The organism is Brucella sp. NBRC 12953, from assembly GCF_040369775.1.
Classification (GTDB): domain Bacteria; phylum Pseudomonadota; class Alphaproteobacteria; order Rhizobiales; family Rhizobiaceae; genus Brucella; species Brucella pseudogrignonensis.
This window is the reverse complement of record NZ_BAABSV010000003.1, coordinates 300608-323623: the sequence shown is the minus strand read 5'-3', so window position 1 is coordinate 323623 and position 23016 is coordinate 300608. Positions and strand designations below refer to the sequence as shown.

Sequence of the window (23016 nt, the reverse complement as noted above, 5' to 3'; positions counted from 1 at the left end):
GCAGAGTGAGTAATTCGCAATTCAAACCATTGGTGGCGGTTATCGCCACCGGTGGAACTATTGCAAGCAAGCGCGGGGAAGATGGCGCAGCCACGCCGACGCTCAATGGTGACGATCTGCTTGCGACCCTTGGCGATGTCGGGGCGCAGCTGCGCCCCATCGATCTGATGGCTAAGGATTCATCCAGCCTGACACTGATCGATATGCAGACTGTCTCCGATGCGGTTGCAGCGCAGATTGCAGATCCTGAAATTCATGGTGTTGTCGTGCTGCATGGCACGGATGCCATGGAAGAAACGGCCCTGCTCGTTCACCTGCAACACCATCTTTCCAAGCCGGTGATTTTAACCGGCGCGCAGTTCACCGCCGATCATCCCGATGCGGATGGTCCACACAATCTGACGACTGCAATCAATCTCGCTACAGACCCGGCCAATGCCGAAAGAGGCGTATTGATCGCCTTCGGCGGCAGGATCGTGCCTGCATGGGGCGCATTCAAGTTCAGCAGTGACCACGCCGATGCTTTTAGGGAAGTGCGGGATCTGGAAAGACCGGATGCTATCCGCCTGCCCGCATCTATCAGCACAACACGGGTCGATATTGTTGCCATTCATCCGGGTTGCGACGACCTGCATCTTCGGGCGAGCATTCAGGCTCAAAGCCACGGCATTGTGCTGGCAGCTCTTGGCTCTGGCAATGCCAATGCAACAATCGTTGAAGCCGTGAAAGACTGTACGAAAAACAATATCCCGGTGGTGGTTTCAAGCCGCGTTCCAAGCGGCGTTCTCGTGCCGGGTTACGGCGGCGGTGGTGGCGGCCATGATCTGGTTGCAGCCGGTGCTGTGCATTCGCAGACTTTGCGTCCCGGTCAGGCGCGTATTCTTCTGGCAAGCCTGATTGCCAGCAAGAGCCCGAAAGATGCAATTGTCCGGGCCTTTGATGATCTGAACCCATAAGATACATCGCAAAATTGAAAGTCAAAACGCGTCGCAACCAGCGGCGCGTTTTTTTGTTGTCACCTGCCTGGCGTCAAAACATATATGACTTTTTTATTTTTCAGCCTTTTCCCCTCTCTCGAAACCCTATGGGCTGCGGCAGCATAATCCCTGCTGTGGAAACAGAGAGCCCATAGGCATTCAGCCCATGAGGCAATCGCGACAGGGCATTCAAAATGACAATGGATATTGCCGTTCTTGGTATCGGCATCGCTTTCTTCGCAATGCTGTTTGGCTATTTGCGCCTTTGCGAGAGGCTTTGAGGAACCCGCCATGCTGATTGAATATATCGCAGGCGCCTTGGTTGCGGCTTTCGTTGCCGCCTACCTTCTTTACGCGCTCATTCGTCCGGAACGGTTCTGAATAAGCAGCCGATTTGAGCCTAGAGCGCATCCCGAAAAGTGGGAAGCCAATTTCGGATACGATGCGCGTTAAACCAAAGATTTAGAGCGCGGATCTGTTTCAATCAGATCGAAACGCGCTCTAATCAGGCTTGGGAAAAACCATGACAATCAATGGATGGATACAGATCCTCATCTTTTGCGGGATCATCATCGCGCTCATAAAGCCGCTTGGCAGCTATATGACGCGCGTTTTCAATGGCGAGCGCACGTTTCTGTCGCCTGTCCTCGTTCCCATCGAACGGGGACTTTATCGTCTGGCAGGAACAAGCGAGCGTGAGGAGCAGCACTGGACGAGCTATGCAGCCGCCATGCTGATGTTCAATCTTGCAGGCTTTCTGCTGCTTTATTTTCTGCAGCGCGCGCAAGGCTCCCTGCCTCTCAACCCGATGGGCATGAGCAATGTGCCTGCCGATCTCGCCTTCAACACGGCAACAAGTTTTGTGACCAACACCAACTGGCAGAACTATGGTGGCGAAAGCACCATGTCCTATCTCACCCAGATGGCAGGTCTTACGGTCCAGAACTTCGTTTCGGCTGCAACGGGTGTGGCAATTGCCATTGCGCTTATCCGCGCCTTCTCGCGCACGCTGGGCAATTTCTGGTGTGACCTCACACGCTGCACGCTCTATATCCTGCTGCCGATTTGTGTGGTCATGACACTCGCTTTTGTGGCGCTCGGTGTACCGCAGACGCTCGGCTCTTATGTCGAAGCCACCACGCTTGAAGGCGCGCGTCAGGTCATAGCACTTGGTCCGGTCGCTTCCCAGCTTGCCATCAAGATGCTCGGCACCAATGGCGGCGGCTTCTTCAATGCCAATTCCGCGCATCCATTTGAAAATCCCGATGCCATTTCGAACATGATCCAGATGGTAGCGATCTTTGCCATCGGTGCAGGCCTTACAAATGTGTTTGGCCGCATGGTCGGCAATGAAAAGCAGGGCTGGGCGATTTTCGCTGCAATGGGTGTGCTTTTTGTGGCCGGTGTTGCCATTTGCTACTGGGCAGAAGCTGCGGGCAATCCGCTGATCCACGCGCTTGGCATTGATGGCGGCAATATGGAAGGCAAGGAAACCCGCTTCGGCATTACCATGTCGGCGCTATTTGCAGTGGTGACGACAGCCGCCTCCTGTGGCGCAGTCATTGCCATGCATGACAGCATGATGGCGCTTGGCGGTATGATTCCCATGATCAACATGATGCTGGGTGAAATCATTATCGGCGGTGTGGGCGCAGGCTTCTACGGCATCATCCTGTTTGTTGTCGTGGCAATCTTCGTGGCTGGTCTGATGGTCGGACGCACACCGGAATATCTGGGCAAGAAAATCGAGGCAAAAGAGGTGAAGATGGCCATGCTCGCCGTTCTCTGCCTGCCGCTTTCGATCCTTGGCTTTACGGCAATCGCCACAGTCATTCCGGCGGGTCTAAGCTCGATAGCCAATCCCGGACCGCATGGCTTTTCGGAAATCCTTTATGCCTATACGTCGGGCACCGCCAATAACGGTTCTGCCTTTGGCGGCCTCTCGGGCAACACGCCCTGGTACAATATCACCATCGGTCTTGCGATGCTGATGGGCCGCTTTCTGGTCATCGTACCGGCACTGGCAATTGCAGGCTCACTGGTTGCCAAGAAGGCAGCACCCGAATCCGCCGGGACATTCCCGACCCACGGACCGCTTTTCGTCGGTCTGTTGATCGGTGTCATTCTCGTTGTGGGTGGTCTGATCTTCTTCCCCGCACTGGCGCTCGGACCTGTGGCTGAACATCTCGCGCTGATCAACGGGCAGACATTCTGATGCACATATTCAGCAAGTTAATAACTCCTTTTTGCATCCATTCGGATGCACGGAGTTTTAGGCCATCAAACCTCATTCTCCTCATCCTCGCAGCAGTGCTGATGATCGTGCTTGCTGCAGAATTTCTGGGTCCGCTTTTCTGGAGTTCCCTATGAGCAAGTCCCAATCCGCCAAAGTCGTTAAGGCCAGCATCCTTGATGCGCGCATCCTCATCCCCGCCATTGGTGACGCTTTTCGCAAGCTTAATCCCAAAAGCCTTGCACGCAATCCGGTGATGTTCGTGGTGGCTGTGGTCTCCATGCTCACCACTGTTCTTCTGTTGAAGGATGTTGCGACCAGCGGAGCCGATATCGGCTTTTCGTTCCAGATCGTGCTGTGGCTCTGGTTCACGGTGCTGTTTGCCAATTTTGCCGAAGCTGTTGCCGAAGCTCGTGGCAAGGCACAGGCGGAATCCCTGCGCCGCACCCGCACGGAAACCCAGGCCAAACTGCTCCGTGATCTAGGACAGAAAGACTTTACGACCGTAGCTGGTACAAGTCTCAAGGTCGGCGATGTGGTGATCGTTGAAGCAGGCGATATCATTCCATCCGACGGCGAAGTCATCGAAGGTGTGGCTTCCGTCAACGAAGCAGCCATCACAGGTGAATCCGCTCCGGTCATTCGTGAATCGGGCGGCGACCGCTCTGCTGTCACCGGCGGTACGCAGGTTCTGTCTGACTGGATCAAGGTCCGCATCACAGCGGCTCAGGGCTCGACTTTCATCGACAAGATGATCAGCCTTGTCGAAGGGGCTGAACGCCAGAAGACGCCAAATGAAATCGCGCTCAACATCCTGCTTGCAGGCATGACGCTGATCTTTGTTCTGGCTGTCGTGACAATTCCGAGCTTTGCCTCCTATGCGGGCGGCTATATTCCCGTCATCGTGCTGGTTGCTCTTTTCGTCACCCTGATCCCGACCACAATCGGCGCACTTTTGTCGGCAATCGGCATCGCCGGCATGGACCGTCTGGTGCGCTTCAATGTGCTTGCGATGTCTGGCCGTGCGGTGGAAGCTGCCGGTGACGTTGACACGCTTTTGCTCGACAAGACCGGCACAATCACGCTCGGCAATCGTCAGGCCACAGCCTTCATGCCGGTTAGCGGCGTGAATGAACTGGCCCTTGCCGATGCCGCACAATTGGCCTCGCTTGCCGACGAAACGCCAGAAGGCCGCTCCATCGTCGTTCTTGCCAAGGAAAAATACGACATGCGCGGCCGCGATATGCAGAGCCTGAATGCGATCTTCGTGCCTTTCACGGCGCAAAGCCGGATGAGCGGTGTCGATGTTGATGGGTCGTCAATCCGCAAGGGCGCGGTTGATGCCGTGCTCAAACATGCAACATCGGATGAAAAGACCGTCCATGAACTGCAAGCCATTGCCGACACAATCGCCAAAACCGGCGGAACGCCGTTGGCAGTCAGCAAGGATGGACGCCTGCTTGGCGTCATTCACCTCAAGGATATCGTCAAGGGTGGTATCCGCGAGCGTTTCACTGAATTGCGCCGCATGGGTATCCGCACAGTGATGATTACTGGCGACAATCCGATGACGGCGGCGGCGATTGCTGCAGAAGCAGGCGTCGATGATTTTCTGGCGCAGGCAACGCCAGAAAACAAGCTTGAGCTTATCCGGCAGGAACAGGCCAAGGGCAAGCTTGTGGCGATGTGCGGCGACGGCACCAATGACGCGCCAGCCCTGGCGCAGGCCGATGTCGGCGTTGCCATGAATACCGGAACGGTTGCCGCACGCGAGGCCGGGAATATGGTCGATCTCGATAGCGATCCAACCAAGCTCATCGAGATTGTTGAGATCGGCAAGCAATTGCTGATGACGCGCGGCGCACTCACGACCTTCTCGATTGCCAATGACATTGCCAAGTATTTTGCGATCATTCCCGCGATGTTTCTCGCCTTTTATCCGCAGCTTGGCACGCTCAACATCATGGGGCTTGCAACCCCACAAAGCGCGATCCTCTCGGCGATCATCTTCAACGCACTCATCATTGTCGCGCTGATCCCGCTTTCGCTGAAGGGCGTTGCTTATAAGCCTGTCGGCGCAGGCGCACTGCTGTCGCGCAATCTTCTGATCTACGGCCTCGGCGGCGTCATTGTTCCGTTCATCGGCATCAAGGCCATTGATATGGCCCTCGTCGCCCTCGGCCTGGTTTAAGGACCAAGAAAATGTTGAAACAACTGCGTCCAGCACTCGTCATGATCGTTGCTCTTACTGTCATCACAGGGCTGATTTATCCGCTTGGCATGACCGGCCTTGCACAAGCCATCTTTCCGCAACAGGCCAATGGCAGCCTCATCGAAAAGGATGGCAAGGTGATCGGTTCTGAACTGATCGGCCAGAAATTTGCAGGCGACCGCTATTTCCATGGCCGCCCTTCTGCGGCTGGCAAAGAAGGTTATGATGCTGCAAGCTCGGGTGGCTCCAATCTTGGGCCAACCAATCCGGCACTGATTGCACGCATCAAAGCCGATGCCGACGCATTGCGGCAGGGTACACCCAATGCCGAAGTGCCGATTGATCTCGTCACAACATCGGCAAGCGGGCTTGATCCGCATATCTCACCACAAGCTGCTCTTTTTCAGGTGCCTCGCGTTGCCAAAGCGCGCGGGCTTGACGAAGCGAGCCTTCGCGGTATCGTCGAACAGCAGATCGAGCAGCGCGAGCTTGGTTTTCTTGGTGAGCCCGTGGTCAATGTGCTCAAGCTCAATCTTGTTCTGGACAGAACCGGGATTAACTAGAGTAGATCAAAGCATTTCCAGCAAAAGTGCATCGCGGTTTTGTGTTGGATAATGCGTGAAAACAAAGAAATAGAGCGGTTTCAACGATTCTGCTAAAAATGAAACCGCTCTACCGGCGGGCTTGCCCGCTGCCTTCTCATTTTGAGGAACGACGCTTGGTATCGGACGATCTTCGCCTTGGCGATATGAGGCCTTCCCCCGATGCGCTGCTTGAACAGGCAGAGCGCGAAACGCGCGGCCGTCTCAAGATATTTCTGGGAGCAGCACCCGGCGTCGGCAAGACCTATGAAATGCTGATGTCGGGACGGGCGCGCAAAGCGGACGGCATTGATGTGGTGATCGGCATTGTCGAGACGCATGGGCGACAGGAAACGGAAGCGCTTGTCGATGGGCTTGAAATCATCGACCGCAAGCCGGTGTCCTATCATGGCCACCAGCTCGATGAGATGGATATCGATGCCATCCTCAAAAGACAGCCGCAACTGGTTCTGGTGGATGAGCTTGCCCACACCAATGCACCGGGCAGCCGTCATCCCAAGCGCTATCAGGATGTCGAGGAAATTCTGGCGCGCGGGATCGATGTTTATACCACGCTCAATATTCAGCATGTCGAAAGTCTCAATGATGTGGTGGCGCAGATTACCCGCATCCGCGTACGCGAAACCGTGCCCGACAGTATTATCGACCGGGCCGATGATATCGAGCTGATTGATCTCACACCCGACGATCTCATCAAGCGGCTTGACCAGGGCAAGATCTATCTGCCGAAAACCGCCAAGCGTGCGATCCGCAACTATTTTTCTCCAGGCAATCTGACTGCCCTGCGCGAACTTGCACTTCGCCGCACCGCACAGCGGGTTGACGAACAATTGCTGACCCATATGCGGGCACATGCCATTGAAGGGCCATGGGCTGCGGGTGATCGTGTTCTGGTTGCCATCGACCAGCGCATAAGCAGTGCTTCATTGGTGCGCTATGCGCGGCGGCTTGCCGATCGGATGCGGGCGCCCTGGGCTGCCATTCACATTGAAACACCGCGTTCGGCCAATCTGTCCGATGAAGCAAAGGACCGGATTTCGGCAACCATGCGCCTGGCCGAAAGGCTTGGCGGCGAAACCGTGATTATTCCCGGCCAGAATATTGCCGAAGATTTGGTGCGTTACGCCTCAACACATAATTACACGCATATCGTTGCCGGAAAATCGGCAAAGTCGCGCTGGCGCGAGGCAATCGAAGGCTCTGTCGGGCATGATCTTATCCGCCATTCAGGCGCGATCGATGTTCATATCACCTCGACTGCCGACCGCGACAAGGCGGGGACGACGCGTGGTGTCAAAACCGCAAGTCAACCGAGCGCCTTTAACATCAAGCCTTATCTCGCGGCCTCACTGGTCACGGCCTGCGCGCTTGGTGTCGGGCTTCTGCTCGACCAGTTTTTGGATGTGCGAAGCATCGCTCTGGTTTTCGTTGTAGGCGTTCTTGGCGTTGCGGTTACGCTCGGTCTTTGGCCAGCGCTGTTCGTGTCGGTGTTAAGCGCTTTTGCCTATAACTTCTTCTTCCTCTCGCCGCTCTACACGCTGTCTATCGCAGACCCAGAAAGCGTGGTAGCGCTTTCGTTCTTTCTGCTTGTCAGCTTTGTCGCCAGTAATCTGGCAAGCCGCGTGCAGCGTCAGGCAGCAGCGGCACGGCAGCGCGCAAACATGACCGAGGATCTTTATCTTTTCAGCAAGAAGCTGGCGGGAACTGGTTCGCTCGATGATGTGCTCTGGGCAACCGCCTTTCAGATCGCCTCGATGCTGAAAGTGCGCGTTGTCATCCTGCTTCCCGAAGGTGAAGGCATTGCGGTTCGCGCGGGCTACCCGCCCGATGACAGTCTTGTCGATGCCGATATTGCTGCAGCTCACTGGGCTTGGGAACATGAACTGCCAGCCGGTCGGGGTGCGGATACGCTGCCGGGCGCCAAGCGGCTTTATCTGCCGCTCAAGACGGCGCGCACGTCCGTCGGCGTGATCGGGCTCGATAATGATCGGCAGGGGCCAATCCTGACACCCGAACAGCAGAGACTTTTTGAAGCGCTCAGTGATCAGGCCGCCATTGCGATCGAGCGTGTGCAGCTTGTGGGCGATGTTGAACGCGCCAAGCTTGCCGCAGAGGCAGACAAGCTCCGCTCGGCGCTTCTCACCTCCATATCGCACGATCTTAAAACACCACTTGCGGGTATCATGGGAGCCGCCACAACATTGCGCGACTATTCCGTTTCGCTGCCCGAAAGCGACCGCACCGAATTGCTATCGACCATTGTCGAGCAATCCGAACGGCTGAACCGTTTCATCGCCAATCTGCTTGATATGACACGCATTGAATCAGGTGCCATGGAACCCAATCTGTCGCTGCATTATCTCGGCGATATTGTGGGAGCCGCGCTGCATCGCGCGGTCAAGATTCTCGCGCATCACAAGCTTCAGGTGGCGGTCGCAGCCGATCTTCCCATGCTGCGGCTTGATGCGGTCTTGTTTGAGCAGGTATTGTTCAATCTTCTCGATAATGCCGCAAAATATGCGCCGCAGGGATCAGAAATCGCGCTTGAAGCGCATGTCGAGCGTGGTCATGTGGTGCTTGAAATCAGCGATCATGGTCCCGGTATTCCCGATATCGATCTTGAACGGGTTTTCGATACATTCTATCGCGTTCGCAAGGGTGATCACGTACAGGCAGGAACGGGCTTAGGCCTTTCCATTGCCCGCGGCTTCACAGAAGCAATGGGCGGAACTGTTCGGGCCGGAAACAGGGCTGAGGGTTCCGGTGCCCGTTTTACGATAACCATACCGCTGCCGGTTCAAGAGATAGACAGGAACTCATGAACGATCCAAAGCCGAAAATTCTGGTCGTCGATGACGAGCCACCCATTCGCAAATTGCTGCGGGTGGGGCTTACGACCGAAGGCTATACGATCATTGAAGCGGCCAATGCGCGCGAAGCAGACCTGTTGCTTGAGAGCGAAAAGCCCGATCTCGTTCTGCTTGACCTGGGCTTGCCCGATACGGACGGCCACGAACTTCTGCGTCTGTGGCGCGAACGGGGACAGACACTGCCAGTCCTCATCCTTTCAAGCCGTACCGATGAGGCGGGCATTGTGCGCGCCCTAGAAGCCGGTGCGGACGATTATGTAGCCAAGCCTTTTGGCATGAAGGAACTGGCTGCAAGAACGCGGGTGGCGCTGCGCCATAAACTGCACCAGCAAGGCGAGAAGCCGGTTTTTCAGAGTGATGGTTTATCGGTCGATCTGGTCAGGCGCATCGTGAAGCTTGATGATGCGGAGATAAAGCTCTCGCCCAAGGAATATGAAATCCTGCGTCTGCTTGTGCAGCACGCCGGCAAGGTGCTGACGCATCAATATATTCTGAGCCATGTGTGGGGACCGGCGGCCGATGTGCAATATCTGCGCATCTATGTCCGCCAGCTGCGCCAGAAAATCGAGAAATCTCCCGATCAGCCGCATTATATTCTGACAGAAACAGGCGTTGGCTATCGCCTGCGCGAAGCCGACGCAATCACTGCATGATTAGGCTCAGTACTCATTAATTTGATGAAATGGCACCTGAAATGACCAGATATGCAAGGAAAGACGTGAAGAACGGGGTGTTTTCCCCCGTTAGAGCGGCTTGACGAAGCGGATCGCCAGTTCATTTCGGTGTCCGGAGGATGTGGCCCATCCGCTCGGCTACTTTGTCAAAAAGGCTCGAAAATGAACCACATTTCCTTCGCCTTTTTTGTTCGTATCCAAACGAATGGTCTCACACCATTTCCATTAAATTAATGGGTCCTGAGCCTAGGCTTGGGCTTTCGATGCCTTGGACTTTTTAAGCGTCTTGCCGTGATTGGCAATCCAGTCCATTGCGGCCAGAAGCACGCCGGAAATCACGAAAACCAGATGAATGATCACCATCCATTTGATGTGATCGGCGGAGTATTTGGCGACGTCCATGAACACTTTGAGAAGATGGATACCGGAAATCGCCACGATGGAGGCGACGAGCTTGAGCTTGAGCGCCGAGAAATCGACTTCACCCTGCCAATCAGGACGATCCTTGTGATCGGCGAGATCCATGCGGCTGACGAAGTTTTCGTAGCCTGCAAAGATCACGATCATCAGAAGATTGGCAGCAAGGCTGAGATCGATCAGCGCCAGCACGCCCAAAACCGCATCATTGACCGTCATTGACGGGACGATCATGGCAAAGCGCCACAGCTCAACGATGAAAACCCAGACCAGAATGACCAGCGCCATAGCAAGGCCAATATACATGGGTGCCATCAGCCAGCGACTGGCGAAAAGGCTGCGTTCGATCAGTCGTTCCACGGCGTACTCCTAAAGCGTGACATATTATATCTGGTCCATACGACACGCTTTAAGTCTCTATTTTCAAGCATGTCATTATCCCAAAACCGGTTCCCACTTTTGGGTGACATGCTTTAGAATTGGCAGGAGACGCAATTATCACGCGGATGTGACCGCAGCAAGTCGGTTAACAGAGCTGCGCACGCATCAGTTCAGAAATGGCCGCGACTGCAATTTCACCACTTCACATTCAAACCGATATTACCTTCCCAGATGCGGCTGCGCTCACCACCAAGATTAGTGGTGTAATCGGCAGTCGCATAAAGGCTGGCCTTTTCGGTTATATCGAGGGTCAGACCGCCGCCAACCTCCAGCGAAGTGCCTTTCATGTCGGTAACAATCGGATCGGTCGCAAAGCGCACAGTCTGATCGGAGGAAAAATTCTGCCACAGATTGGCTTTCAGATATGGACGCAGCTTGCCGATAGATGTGTCCTCGGCACCTTGCAGTCGCATACCGATGCGCCCTGTCCAGGCATTATCGGAATCGAAGGAAATCGAAGAGTACCGATCCGCCTGATCATCCAGCGAAAGGCTCTGCCAGATAAGCTGCGCCTGTGGCTCCAATTTCCAGCTTTCGCTTAGCGCAATCGGATAGCCACCTTCCAGCGAAGCCGTAACACCATGGCCATCGACATCGATGCCCTGCCCTTCATTGGAATTGGCATCGCCGCCATACCATGTGCCCATCAGCACGGCATCGAGATACCAGCCTTGCGGGCCGATATGTGTCCAGTAGCCGCCGAAGCTGGTGCCGGTCACTTCAAGATCGCCGACGGCCAGATCATTCCAGCCCAAGGCCTGGCCCGTAATATCACCCGTTACCCGCGCATAGCCAAAGAAGAGGCCAAAGCGGTCGGAATGGCCGCTCTCCGTTTCGCGGCCCCACAGGTCCTGACCTGCCTGAATGCCAAAGAGTCTGCCATCAAGGCCCGGCGCAACCGTGCCGCGCCACTTCATATCAATGTCCTGACCGAACAGACGAGCCCAGGTCGCAGGCAGATAGCCGCCGCTTTTCAGGAGATCCTGCTCGCCACGACGCTCGTGGAATGTACCGAGCGTGGTCAATGCCAGATGATGCGCCACAGGTGGTAAAGCCGAATAGACCGGCACCTCGACACGATAAAGCGGAACGACATCGCCCTCGACGCGCGTGGCACCCGGTGATGGGGGAACAGCACCTTCAAAGCCTATTTGCGGGATTGCAGATTGTCCGCTGGAACTGGCGGGCGGATTGGCCGCTTCTGCGGCTGGCGGTGCAGGTGGCGCTTCAGGCTCAGGCGAATTTTCCGTAACAGGAGATGAGGTATCTTCCGGATCGGGATCGTTCGGATCGACCGGCAGGGTCGCCGGCGGCTGCTCCAGTGCTGGCGGCGGAGCCGTATTTTCCGGCGCTTCCGGTGTCAGATTCTGGTCGGGAACCACAGGCGCAGGCTGACTGCCGCTGACCAGCGTCGAACGAAGATACCAGTTTTCATTCGTATTGGCAGACACGCCGCCTCTGAAGAGGAAATACTCGTAAGCACCAGCTGCAACGCGGCCATTAAGCGCAAAGGCACCGTTTGCGGTCGTGGCACCGTTAAGCGCCTGCACAACCATAATGCCATCTGAAACGGTCGAAGCGCCCGCCCCGCCCACATTGTTGACGACAATACCGGTCGAGCCGGAAGCATTTCCCGTATCGATGACCAGCTTATCTGATGGTGACGCATCCGCGCCAAGCACAGTATCGACGAAGAGAAGACCGTTTTGGCCTGTATAGTTGCCCTTGATCGTAAATGTGTCGCTCGTGCTTGAACCACCATTGGTCAGATCGATACGACCGGCATTGACGACAGAAGCGAGCTGGCTGGCCGAAAAGGCATTGATGCCACTTTGTGCCGAACCGCCATAGATCGTGCTGCTGGCATCGACATTCAGCGTTCCGGTGCCTGTCCCGGCATCGCCAAGCGTCAGGGTCGTGTCAAAAATCAGCCGCGTATCATTGGTGAGGTTGATCGTCTCCCAACTGTCAAAGCGGGCAACCTTGCCGGTTTTGACATTGTTGAAAGTCAGTGCATCAACGCCCTCGCCGCCTGTCAGACGCTTGGTCGCGCCGATATTGGCGTCTGTCAGATTGGTGAGAACCGCAGTATCGTTGTCGGCCCCCAGATCAATATTTCCATAGACGATCCCGCCGCCATTCCAGTTAAACTGATCATTGCCGAAGCTCAGAAGAATATCGCCTGCAACCGTACCACCGGTAATCGTCACGCTATCGGTGCCGCCGCTGACGCTGATATTGCCGCCGATCATGCCATTGGAGAGGATGATCGTATCATCACCGAAACCGGCCACCAGATTGCGATCGATGGTACCGCCGGACATATTGAAGTAATTGTTGTCGAGCTTCATGTTGACGCGACCGATACGGCCGCCGGTCATGACGGCGTAATCGCCATCGTCGAAGGCATCGACAATCCGGCCCCCCGACATGAAGAACGTATCAAGCGCATCACCCTGATTGAGTGATCCGATCTCGCCGCCCGTCATGCGGAAATCATCAATGCCGCTGCCCTGCTGGATATTGCCGGTGACGGTTCCGCCCGAAATGATAAATGCATCCGCTCCGTCACCCTGAACCACATTGCCTGCAATCGTGCCTGAATGAACTTCGATCCGGTCCGTGCCTGCGCCGAAGGTCACGTTGCCGTTGACTGTACCCGTTCCGCCTGCTGGCAACAGCAAAGTGTTATTGCCATTTATATCGGTCAGCCCGGTCGCAGATGTGCCGCTATCGCAAATATAGGTATCGTCGCCAAGTGTGGGAGAAAATGAACAGGCCGCCAAGGCCGGGTCTGCTTTCAGTATAAAACTACTGATTGTAATAATGGCTGTACTTGAAAGAAACGTTACAAAGGCAGGACCAATTACGCGATGCTTCATTATCCCTCTCCATTTTGCAGCCAGCGGCAGCAAAATAATAATGAGGTATTTTATATATTAGGCAAGTCGGTTATTTGAACATAATTAAGGAAATATTCTCTCTATAATTTGTTGCTATTTCAATATTTTAAGAGAAATAGACGCAAATCACACTGTTAAATCAGACATATTTAGTAGTAAATAGAATAGATAAAGTAAGACTGTTTATTCATCTATTCCGATGTCACAAAACTTGCATAACCATCGCCAAGAGTCTTGCTGATAAAGCGCGAATATTGGTCATAGGCCTGATCTGCGGCTGTGATCCGCCCAAAGACTGGCGTTTCAAAAACCTTCATCGGTATAAGCGCCAGAGGCACCGATACAGGTGTCAGTTGCGCGCCCTGCCCTGCCCGCAATGTCGTGAGAATGCCGTACATTTCACCTGCGATGCTTGGGCGCGACAGAACCGCCATCCGGTATTGGCCAGACGTATTGGTTACAAGATAAACATGGCCTGAGAGATGCGGAACAGAAACACGTCCATGCTGCGAAAAAGACGTATCGGTGCGCTCGCGCTCTTCAAACTTCAGATGGGTATTTTCGGCATCCCAGCTGATATCTGTACAATAAGCGAAAATATCGGATTGATTGCCGAAGGAAGGGCGAAGCGTGAGGAAGGTCCCTTCAAGCCATGAGACGGCAGCACGCGAATAAGCACCCAATTCTTCTGCAGCATGTCCATGCGGCGCGGCTGGCTTTGGCTTCTCCGTTTCGAGTTGATCGCGCAGTTCAAACCCCATGGCCTGCTCAAGCCGGATGATGGTGGCAAGCGTGAAAGGTCGATGTCCTGACAATGCTTTTTCAAGCGTCGATAGGCTGATGCGGGCCTCATCCGCCAGATGCTGACGGGAAATTCTGCGCCGCGCGATCTCCTCACGCACACGTTCAGCGACACGGCTATTCATCTGATCGGGCAAAACCGCATCTTGCTGAGACATGAGAACTTCCTGAATCCGTACTTCTCTTCACAATTCCACACATAAGCGCAACCGGCAAGGTGGCTTGCGGCAAAGTCCGGATAAAACTTGGAAAAGCTTACGCTGGCACTAAAACACCGCTCTGGCAAAAATTGTCTCCAGTTATCCGATAGATACAGGAGCGCATCATGTCGCCTGCCATCAGACACTCTCATCGCAGCGGAAGGGCAATCAGCCTCTCGCAGTTCTGCAAACTCATCTGGTTTGTGAACATGCTGATACTGCCAATCCTTGCCGTTGTTCTTTCGCTTCTCAACGTGGCTTCGGCCCGTGCTGAGACGCCGGCCTATCTGACGCCGAATGCAGTACAAAGCGGAAGCCTTCTGCTGCAAGGCAGCAAAGAAGGTCAATATGTCGAGGCTCCACGCATCAGCACTGACTACAATATCGATGTCAGCGGCCCAACCGCCCGCGCCCGCCTCAGCCAGATTTTTGAAAATCCGACCAATGGCTGGGTTGAAGGGCTCTATGTTTTCCCGCTGCCGGAAGACAGCGCGGTCTATTCCCTGAAAATGATTGTGGGCGACAGGGTTATCGTTGCCGACATCAAGGAAAAGCAGGCCGCACGCGAAATCTACGAGAAAGCCAAGAGCGAAGGCAAGAAGGCTGCGCTCATCGAGCAGCAGCGGCCAAACATCTTTACCAATGCTGTCGCCAATCTGGGTCCGCACGAGAAAGTCGTCATCCAGATTGAATATCAGCAGGCTGTGCGTCTCAGCGACAATCGCTTTTCTCTGCGCCTGCCGCTTGTTGTGGCGCCGCGCTATAATCCTGAAAATAGCGATCCGATCGAACAAAGCGCCGATCTTTCCGGTGGGTGGGGACAGCCTAAAACGCGACCAGCGCCCGGCCCGGACAACAGCGCAATTGAAACACCGCTCATCATACCCGGTGAGGAGCGTATCAATCCGGTAACGATCACGGTCGATCTCAAACCCGGTTTCCCCGCAACCGATATCAAGAGCCTTTATCATCCTGTGCGAATTGATCGACAGAACGAGCAGACAGCCAAAATCGTTCTCGATGGAAAAGCCACAGCGGATCGCGACTTCGTGCTCGAATGGCAAGCAGCCCACACGGATATGCCGAATGTCGGGCTGTTTCGTGAACGGGTCGGCAATGCGGACTATGTGCTTGCCTATGTGACCCCTCCGCTTGCCAAAACCAATGCAGCGCAATCGCGTGAGATCGTCTTCGTCATCGATAATTCAGGTTCGATGGGTGGCACATCGATGACACAAGCCAAAGCCAGTCTCGATTATGGCCTCTCGCATCTCAATCCCGGCGACCGTTTCAATGTCATTCGGTTCGACGACACGCTGACCAAGTTCTTTGAGGATTCCGTCGATGCCACACAGCAGAATATCAATGATGCCCGCCAGTATGTTGCCAGCCTCGAAGCTGTCGGCGGAACAGAAATGCTGCCCGCACTGCACGCGGCTCTTGATGACAGCCACCAGAAAGATGGTTTGCGCCAGATCGTGTTCCTGACTGATGGCGAAATCAGCAACGAACAGCAGATGTTCGATGTCATCGCATCGCGCCGTGACCGCTCGCGCCTCTTCATGGTCGGCATCGGCTCAGCACCCAATACTTACCTGATGAGCAAGGCTTCGGAACTTGGTCGCGGCACCTTCACACATATCGGTTCTTCTGAAGAGCTGGAACAGCGTATGCGTGAACTCTTTGATAAGCTGCAGAATCCCGCTGTCACCGATCTAAAGGTCAATTTCTCACAGGAAGGCGCCAATCTGACACCCGGCATTGTACCGGATATCTATCATGGCGAACCGTTGGTGATTGCTGCCCGTACAAAAAATGCAACTGGCACCATTACAGTTCAAGGTACAGTTGGAATCCGTCCCTGGACGATCACCCTGTCACTTGATGCAGCAAGCCCCGCGGAAGGCATTTCGAAAATTTGGGCTCGTCGCAAAATCGATGATGCGGAAGTGGACATGAAGCTCGGCAAGATTTCAGTCTTGGCAGCCGACACGCGTATCCTCAATCTGGCATTGGAACACCATCTGGTGACACGTCTCACAAGTCTTGTCGCTGTCGATCAGACGCCAGCACGTCCTGCAAACACACCCCTCACCCGTGCTGATATTCCTTTGGAACTTCCTGCCGGATGGGATTTCGAGACTTTGTTTGGCATTCGTGCAGACCGCAGCGTGCTTGACCATGCGGATGCCGGGCAGGACCAGATCAAGGTTCGCACTCAGAAACGTGTCAATATGCCGAGCGTTCCGGCACCTGCAACGCCTCTGCCGCAAACCGCAACACCGGCAACACTTAATATGCTGCAGGGTCTGGGCGTTCTTTTCATCGGTTTCCTGATCTTCTGGTTCTCACGCCGCAGGGGGAATGCATGATGAGTATCGTTATCGCTCAAAATACAAAGACAAAGGAGCGCGCCTTGTTGCGCTCCCCCCTCACCCTTCTGTCTGTTGCCGTGATGGTCTGTGGTCTTGTTCTTTTTGGCCACGGTCTTTGGATTCACGCAAAAGCCTATGCAGCACAAATCCTTCTGGAGCGGGCTTTCACGCAAAGCATCGTCTCAGGTGACAAAGTCAAACCGTGGAGCTGGGCCGATACCTGGCCGGTAGCCCGTATCGAAGCGCCACGACTGGCTGCATCAGCAATTGCTCTTAATGGCGCAAGCGGACAGGCTCTGGCCTTTGGTCCCGGCCATTTACAGAACACACCAAAGGCCGGTGAAACCGGAACAGCCGTCTATGCAGCACATCGCGACACACATTTTGCTTTTCTCAAAGACGTCGAGAAAGGCGATCTCATTCGCATCACCCGGGATGACGGTAAGATATTCACTTATCGCGCCACTCAGATGACCGTCACCCGCTGGGATGAAGCCCAGATCGATATTCACGCTTCCGGCTCAAACCTGGTTCTAGCGACCTGTTATCCCTTTGATGCCGTTACACAAGGCCCACTTCGTTATCTCGTCTATGCCGAACTGGTGGAGTAGCCTTGAGTGAAGAACACTGCCTTAAGCCTTCAGAGCGTATGGAATTGAGTTTCCTGCGCTTTTTAGGTTTCATTTCGTCAAAAGCTTTGCAAGCGCCTGTCTTCGAATTGCCCTTTCAGCCCTCGTTTATGCCGCCATGACCCGTTTACGAAAGTTAACCCTTTGTTAAGTTTCAACGGACTGACTGTGCCTCATTCCTTCAAAAGCCTTGTTTCATGAGGTCATCAGGAGAGTTGTCGTTGTCTTTGCTGAATATGCAGGGCGCTGACCATGAGAGCTTTTACAGAAAACGCGTCTTCAGCAGCCTTTTCCGTAAGAATGCGAAGATAGCCACTTACAGAGCGAATATCGTTATAACGCTGCAGCAGATAGGCAATTGTGATAGCCGTATTCTGTCTTCCAAGCATCTTCAGAGCCATCTCATAGAGTTTATTATCGATACCGATAAAACCTCTTACTTTCTCTGCTGTTGCGATCAAATGTTCCCAATGGCTGATAGGAGCTGATGCGTAAGCACCAATCTCTGGACATGCTCTGAGAACGAAATCGAGAGAAATAGTGGTTTCGTGCGTTTCGTAAGCGCTGTTCGTCTGTGTTGTAATCGCGCTGTTGTTCGAATTTGCAACGTCTTTATCAAAATGGGAATCTGGTTTTGATTCATTAAGCTGCCGCTCATTTTGGGATTCATTGTCGCTCAGATTTTGAACTTTTTGATTATTATTCAAAGCCTTATCAACAGAAGCATGAATATCCTGCAGTTTTGCGACCAATATAGCCAGTTCCTGCATCTCTGCACGACGTGGAATGCTGTCGACAACTGCACGGAACTCGACTTTCAGTTCATCCCAAGGACCGGGAAGCGATGCTTCGATTGCAAATTCGAGCAGCTTTGAAATGTCGCGGCGCAGCAAAGTGAGCTGTTCACGGATCTCACGCAGAGCAGCCTTTTGGGCTTTGACTTGTTCAGCTGCAGCTTCAAACTCGGACGCACGGATAAGAAGCGGCGCGAGTGAGAAACCAAATGCAACCTTTAACTCGCCGGTTTTGCTGCGACGGGCATAGCGTTTGCCGTTCGGGCTGTCCTGACGGGTAATGATACCAGCTTCGACCAGCGCTGCGAGATGACGACGCAATGTTGCATCGGCCATACCATGCGCACGCAAGGCCAGCTGCTTGTTTGATGGAAACACGACCAGAGCGCCGGATTCGACCAGCGTATTTTCAGGATAGAATGACAGCAAGGCTGATAGAACAGCCAAAGAACGATCACTGATGCCAATGATATTCTTGCCTTCACACAGCCAACGATGAAGCTGCCACTTATCTGCGGCTGCTCCCTGAGGGATTTCTCTCGCTTTTTGATGCACTGCCAACAAGGCATGCGTCATCCGCTGACTGCCAAATGGCGTCAGGCCGAATTGAGACTCCATTTTCTTTCACCTTCCACAAGGCAAAAGAAATCCACCCGCCAAAATGACGCTAAATACACTTGACAGTGATTCGTGAATTTGCGATTCTCTAGCTGCTAAACCAATGAGAAGGGCTTCCACGCGGCGACGTTTGGGGGCCTTTTTCTTTTGCTGCTGTTTCCTCTTCGTTAAATTATGCAGATGACCACCACCTGCACTCTTCCACTTTTATACGTTACGCAGGACAGGCGAGGATAAGTTCCCTCACCCAGTACGCTTACTCACTTCTCGTCGTTGCTGAATGACGCATAAAGCGTATCCAGATTACGCGAAATCCATTCGGCAAAACGCGGTCCATTGGCGGCACTGAGCGCCAGTGTTGCTGTCTTGCCATTCTGTTTGATGGTTGCGCTGACGCTCTTGTCAGCGGCATTCCAGGTCGAACCAGTACGCGAAGCGGCCTTCGTAACCGCCTTCTTCTGGTTTGAACCTTTCAGGTGACCATAAAGCTGTTCAAAGCGCGTGCTCGACTGTGCTGCCTTGAATGCATCAGTATCCATCAGTTCGCGCGCAGCATCTGCCTTGCCAGGCATCTCAATCAGCTTGCGCAGTTCAAGCCAGCGATCGCGACCAACGCCTTTTGCTGGTCCGATAGCCACGAGCATCTCTTCCGAGATAGCGCGAGGAATCGTCAACATCTTCGACAATGTCTGATAATCGATAGAAAGAGCGGCCTGAATGGCTTCGCGGCTATATTGCAGTTCCTCAAGCCGAGCGGCAAACAGAACACGCTCTATGAAGCTGAGATTGGCGCGCGCAGAGTTTTCCTGACCCTGGCTCAGAATATGCTCAAGATCAGCCAATGGCTTGATGACAGCCTTGACCTTGATGCCAAGCTCACGAGCAACCTTTGCACGACGATGACCAAAAACGATCATATAGCGACCGCTGGTCTCCGGGTGAGGGCGCACGAGAATAGGACTATCCTGTCCACGTTCGCGAACAGCTTCCAGAAGCTCGGCATATTCCTGATCATCCGCTTCAGGCAGGCGATCAGCGATGAAAGATGCATCAAGAACGGCAGGATCAAGTTCAACGATGGCTTCACCATCGAGCTTCTGAGAAGCCTGCTTGGCAAGTTCATCAATAGATGCAGACAAAGACTTTGCAGCACCAAAACGGCGCGAAACATTTTCGACCGGCGAAACGGACTTTTCTTCCGCTTCTTCGGTCTGCATTACGCTCTGAAAAATGTTCTTCCGTGCCATTCTCTTATCCTTAAACCAGTCATAAGCCTGATTTTATTCCATATTTTCCGAATTAGACTGCCGTCTAACGACCCCAGGCCTCATGAATAAGCCCACGAATTTCCGAATTAACGCCTTCCAAGGCTTCCATAGCGCGATCATAAGTTCCGCGGTTCATGGAAGAGCGTTCGACTTCATACAGTGTCTGCTTGGTAAGACCCGCATCCGATATGGCGGTTGATTTCAGCATCTGATGCTTGAGCATGTGCGATGCCAACATGCTTTGCATGAAGCCAACCATCTGCGCCTGAGGAACATCGGTCGGTTCGTAACGCGTGATCAGATAGCGGAACCAATCGAGCTGAACTGCGCCACCAGCCTGACGAACTGTCTTGAGAATATCGCCCAGCATAAGCAGGAACTGCGACATCGACATTAGATCGAGCATCTGCGGGTGAACCGTGATGAGAACCGATGTAGCGGCCGATAGAGCGGTCAGCGTCAGATAGCCAAGCTGTGGCGGGCAATCGATGACGACAACATCATAATCGGCATCCACCTCAGCAAGAGCAACCGCAATGCGGTTCCAGAAGGTTTTGCCTTCGCCACCATTCTGCATTGCAAGCGGTGTGTCATATTCATATTCCTGCAGCTCCAGCATTGCAGGGATGATGTCGAGACCAGGGAAATTGGTCTTACGAATGATTTCGCGGATCGACTTGCGTTGTTCGTCATAGCGAACAGCTTCATAGAGCGATGGAAATTCATCAAGCTCAGGCTGAATACCGTGCAGAGCTGACAGTGACGCCTGAGGATCAAGGTCAATGGCAAGCACACGATGGCCGGTGAGGGCGAGATGCTGCGCCAAATGTGCGGCAGTCGTTGTCTTGCCGGAACCGCCTTTGAAGTTCACAACGCCGATAACCTGCAATTTATCATTGCCACGGCGATGTGGAACATAGCGCTTCACCTCAGCACGACCGTTCTGATCGAGCCACTGGCGCAGTTCCTGCAGCTGCTCGATTGTGTAAGCGCGACGTCCACCCGAAAGGATGATCGGCTCAACGCCCTTACCTTCCAGATGAAGCTTCTTAAGATTGCTCGGAGATACACCAAGGAAGTAAGCAGCTTCGGCCATGGAAAACTGACGCAAGTTCTTGCGCGCATCTGGCGGGAAGTTTTCATGACGCAGCAGATTGAGCTTGCGCGATATCTCTCGCCCTTGCGTCAATATCATGTCGTCGAACGACACTTGCTCTGCTTTATTTGCGATATTCATAGACTTGGGATCCCTAGTGACGGCACTGGAACTAATACCGTCTAAATACCGTCATTATGTCCGATTCTTATTTTGCTGCAAGGGGCGTATATTAACAAATGGTTATCGCCCCAGGTTTGCCTCTCCGGAATCTTAGTCCAGACGAATCGAAAACATCCTATCTGCCTGAATATAAAGAGAATTAAGGATAATAGACGGCAGTCTATTCAGGCTTGTGATCTGAAATTATGAGATTCCCTCTCGCATTCAAGCAAGATTGCTGAAGAGAGTAACAATACTTGTGGGAGAATCGGTCTTCTATCTCCTGGGCAGTAAAACCTGATGTTGGCTGATCCGGTGCGCTGGTCGCTCGCGTGTCGGAGAATGGCGTAGATTCACAAAGCTGGCCGACAGACATCATTTGATTTGGTAAAATAAGGACACCGCGCATTCAGAGTTTCTTGAACGACTGGTTCCGCTCTCAAGCTGCGCCGAGATCCGCTGCTTCTATATCTGCACTCGCTTCTGAAAGCTCAGCTTTAAAAGCGAGTGCTGTGCCTTGCCGATGGTTAGGAGTGGGGCAGACTTAATCTTGAGACGTTATGTGGCAAGCAAACGTGTTGTGTGCTCGGCAAACATTGCGGTGCGGGCTCTATTTCTACCGGGCGGCTCGGGGAGGCTTAAGGCAGAGGTAGTCAGACGTGAAACGGCTGCCTGATGATTCAGCGGTTGAAATCGGGATTGAGCGCTTTTCTGCGGTTAGACGTAGACATTCTTTACCAAATCGCCCTATAGTGCCTGACAGTGAGGACGAGCTGATTCAGATACTCCATCACTCATCCGGAAGAGGAAAAAGACCTCTCCAGCGACCATCAGAGTCGCTAAACAATAGTCTCCTTTAGGTTTATTAAATCGACATAGTGCCATCTTTTTCAAAGAGATAGAGCGCCGGTCAAATATTCCGTTTCGTAGGCGTAACGGAGCGAAAAACCGTATCCTGGCCTTTGCAAAAGCTGCCGTCTTCCCGCTTACCGCAAACTTGGGTAAGCGCTGATGAGATATAACCTTGCCCGTTGGGTTCACCATAATTCATATAGGGGCTGGACGCGGGCAAAGTGATTGTATTGATAAACTGTTCTGCGAAATCAGTTCTGATTACAGCTTAGGAGACGAAAACATGTATTTCCGATTGGCGAGCTTAATGACTGCCGGTTTGATTTTCTTGACTGCGCCAGTGGCTGCCGAAACAATAAATGTGCGCGATATCACTGATGCAAAAGAGATATCAGAACGCAGCGATGAATTTGCGAAAGATCTGACCCAGCTGGGTATTGCTGCAAAGCTGAAATGCGATCTCTTAATCGGAACGCAGAACGATAACGGAAATGAAAGCTTCGGTGGTATTTGCGATATGACGCTTGCAGGTAAAAAGCCGACCTCAATCATGCTGTGCAACGATACGATGATTGGCAAGCTCACCGTCAAAGCTTTTGGCTTCAGTGAAAACAAGAACGAGCTCACAGCATTCACCAATATGAACTGCCAGCCAGGTGGCTAACGCTGCCTGAGATATCGGCGCGAGCAACAGGCTCGCTGAAAAATGGGAACCGCCTTCGCGGAGAAATCAGTCCACTGGACTGATTTCTTAATCCCGCTACGATCCGATAACGACATGCGCAAGAACAAAGAGATAGAGCGAGCGCAGCGGATACAATCAACCGCAACACGCTCTCGTGTTCCGGATCAGCGTTTCAGATTGAGGAACTGCATCTATTCCGGCCAGGCG

The 23016-nt window shown here is 53.5% G+C and carries 16 protein-coding genes; 10 read left to right on the top strand and 6 right to left on the bottom strand.

Translation table 11 applies throughout. From position 1 onward, the window contains the following. Positions 1-5: 5 nt before the first annotated feature. The 7 genes from ABWV94_RS09000 to ABWV94_RS08970 all read left to right on the top strand — a co-directional run bounded on the left by ABWV94_RS09000 (position 6) and on the right by ABWV94_RS08970 (position 9547). Positions 6-956: an asparaginase gene (locus ABWV94_RS09000; protein WP_353413286.1), complete on the top strand. Its 951-nt coding sequence runs from the start codon at positions 6-8 to the stop codon at positions 954-956. A 312-nt stretch (positions 957-1268) separates the two neighbouring features. After that, positions 1269-1358 carry a K(+)-transporting ATPase subunit F gene (gene kdpF, locus ABWV94_RS08995; RefSeq protein ID WP_036567035.1) on the top strand — a complete coding sequence of 30 codons (90 nt, stop codon included), beginning with the start codon at positions 1269-1271 and terminating at the stop codon, positions 1356-1358. A gap of 142 nt (positions 1359-1500) precedes the next feature. Further along, entirely contained in the window at positions 1501-3192 is a 1692-nt protein-coding gene (gene kdpA, locus ABWV94_RS08990; RefSeq protein ID WP_353413284.1) for a potassium-transporting ATPase subunit KdpA, read from the top strand. A gap of 151 nt (positions 3193-3343) precedes the next feature. Next, positions 3344-5401 (top strand): potassium-transporting ATPase subunit KdpB, encoded by a 2058-nt coding sequence (gene kdpB / locus ABWV94_RS08985; protein WP_353413282.1) that lies wholly within the window; start codon positions 3344-3346, stop codon positions 5399-5401. Positions 5402-5412: 11 nt separating this feature from the next. Continuing rightward, positions 5413-5985: a potassium-transporting ATPase subunit KdpC gene (kdpC, locus tag ABWV94_RS08980; RefSeq protein WP_007877448.1), complete on the top strand. Its 573-nt coding sequence runs from the start codon at positions 5413-5415 to the stop codon at positions 5983-5985. Between the two features lie 185 nt (positions 5986-6170). Continuing rightward, the gene (locus ABWV94_RS08975; RefSeq protein WP_353413531.1) at positions 6171-8846 is read left to right on the top strand and encodes a DUF4118 domain-containing protein; all 2676 of its coding nucleotides are present in this window, start codon (positions 6171-6173) and stop codon (positions 8844-8846) included. Further along, on the top strand, positions 8843-9547 hold the full coding sequence (locus ABWV94_RS08970) for a response regulator transcription factor (RefSeq protein ID WP_113496418.1): 705 nt from the start codon (positions 8843-8845) through the stop codon (positions 9545-9547). The genes ABWV94_RS08975 and ABWV94_RS08970 overlap by 4 nt, the downstream gene beginning before the upstream one ends. 267 nt (positions 9548-9814) lie before the next feature. Here ABWV94_RS08970 and ABWV94_RS08965 read toward each other — a convergent pair whose 3' ends face one another. From ABWV94_RS08965 to ABWV94_RS08955, 3 genes are all read right to left on the bottom strand, one after another. Beyond that, the gene (locus tag ABWV94_RS08965; RefSeq protein WP_079213316.1) at positions 9815-10345 is read right to left on the bottom strand and encodes a TIGR00645 family protein; all 531 of its coding nucleotides are present in this window, start codon (positions 10343-10345) and stop codon (positions 9815-9817) included. Between the two features lie 215 nt (positions 10346-10560). After that, a complete protein-coding gene (locus ABWV94_RS08960) occupies positions 10561-13308 on the bottom strand; it encodes an autotransporter family protein (protein WP_353413279.1) in 2748 nt (915 codons plus the stop codon). Between the two features lie 212 nt (positions 13309-13520). Further along, a complete protein-coding gene (locus ABWV94_RS08955; RefSeq protein WP_079213318.1) occupies positions 13521-14288 on the bottom strand; it encodes a helix-turn-helix domain-containing protein in 768 nt (255 codons plus the stop codon). Positions 14289-14455: 167 nt separating this feature from the next. Here ABWV94_RS08955 and ABWV94_RS08950 point away from each other — a divergent pair, with 167 nt between their 5' ends. Then, the gene (locus ABWV94_RS08950) at positions 14456-16702 is read left to right on the top strand and encodes a marine proteobacterial sortase target protein (RefSeq protein WP_353413277.1); all 2247 of its coding nucleotides are present in this window, start codon (positions 14456-14458) and stop codon (positions 16700-16702) included. Next, entirely contained in the window at positions 16702-17316 is a 615-nt protein-coding gene (locus ABWV94_RS08945; protein ID WP_353413529.1) for a class GN sortase, read from the top strand. The genes ABWV94_RS08950 and ABWV94_RS08945 overlap by 1 nt, the downstream gene beginning before the upstream one ends. Before the next feature lie 224 nt (positions 17317-17540). Here the strand turns inward: ABWV94_RS08945 and repC are convergent, their stop codons facing one another. The 3 genes from repC to repA all read right to left on the bottom strand — a co-directional run bounded on the left by repC (position 17541) and on the right by repA (position 21251). Next, entirely contained in the window at positions 17541-18746 is a 1206-nt protein-coding gene (repC, locus tag ABWV94_RS08940) for a plasmid replication protein RepC (protein ID WP_353413275.1), read from the bottom strand. Positions 18747-19006: 260 nt separating this feature from the next. Beyond that, on the bottom strand, positions 19007-19993 hold the full coding sequence (gene repB, locus ABWV94_RS08935) for a plasmid partitioning protein RepB (RefSeq protein ID WP_353413273.1): 987 nt from the start codon (positions 19991-19993) through the stop codon (positions 19007-19009). A gap of 64 nt (positions 19994-20057) precedes the next feature. Further along, positions 20058-21251, bottom strand: coding sequence for a plasmid partitioning protein RepA (repA, locus tag ABWV94_RS08930; protein WP_007877477.1), 1194 nt, complete (start codon positions 21249-21251; stop codon positions 20058-20060). Between the two features lie 1045 nt (positions 21252-22296). Here repA and ABWV94_RS08925 point away from each other — a divergent pair. Next, positions 22297-22788: a hypothetical protein gene (locus ABWV94_RS08925; protein ID WP_353413271.1), complete on the top strand. Its 492-nt coding sequence runs from the start codon at positions 22297-22299 to the stop codon at positions 22786-22788. Positions 22789-23016: the final 228 nt, after the last annotated feature.

Bases quoted from the DNA above. Each gene is read 5' to 3' on its own strand.
- kdpC (WP_007877448.1), top strand. From the start codon at position 5,413: ATGTTGAAACAACTGCGTCCAGCACTCGTCATGATCGTTGCTCTTACT.
- ABWV94_RS08950 (WP_353413277.1), top strand. From the start codon at position 14,456: ATGTCGCCTGCCATCAGACACTCTCATCGCAGCGGAAGGGCAATCAGC.
- repA (WP_007877477.1), bottom strand. From the start codon at position 21,251: ATGAATATCGCAAATAAAGCAGAGCAAGTGTCGTTCGACGACATGATA.
- kdpF (WP_036567035.1), top strand. From the start codon at position 1,269: ATGCTGATTGAATATATCGCAGGCGCCTTGGTTGCGGCTTTCGTTGCC.
- ABWV94_RS08975 (WP_353413531.1), top strand. From the start codon at position 6,171: ATGAGGCCTTCCCCCGATGCGCTGCTTGAACAGGCAGAGCGCGAAACG.
- repB (WP_353413273.1), bottom strand. From the start codon at position 19,993: ATGGCACGGAAGAACATTTTTCAGAGCGTAATGCAGACCGAAGAAGCG.
- repC (WP_353413275.1), bottom strand. From the start codon at position 18,746: ATGGAGTCTCAATTCGGCCTGACGCCATTTGGCAGTCAGCGGATGACG.
- ABWV94_RS08960 (WP_353413279.1), bottom strand. From the start codon at position 13,308: ATGAAGCATCGCGTAATTGGTCCTGCCTTTGTAACGTTTCTTTCAAGT.
- kdpA (WP_353413284.1), top strand. From the start codon at position 1,501: ATGACAATCAATGGATGGATACAGATCCTCATCTTTTGCGGGATCATC.
- kdpB (WP_353413282.1), top strand. From the start codon at position 3,344: ATGAGCAAGTCCCAATCCGCCAAAGTCGTTAAGGCCAGCATCCTTGAT.
- ABWV94_RS08945 (WP_353413529.1), top strand. From the start codon at position 16,702: ATGAGTATCGTTATCGCTCAAAATACAAAGACAAAGGAGCGCGCCTTG.
- ABWV94_RS08970 (WP_113496418.1), top strand. From the start codon at position 8,843: ATGAACGATCCAAAGCCGAAAATTCTGGTCGTCGATGACGAGCCACCC.
- ABWV94_RS08955 (WP_079213318.1), bottom strand. From the start codon at position 14,288: ATGTCTCAGCAAGATGCGGTTTTGCCCGATCAGATGAATAGCCGTGTC.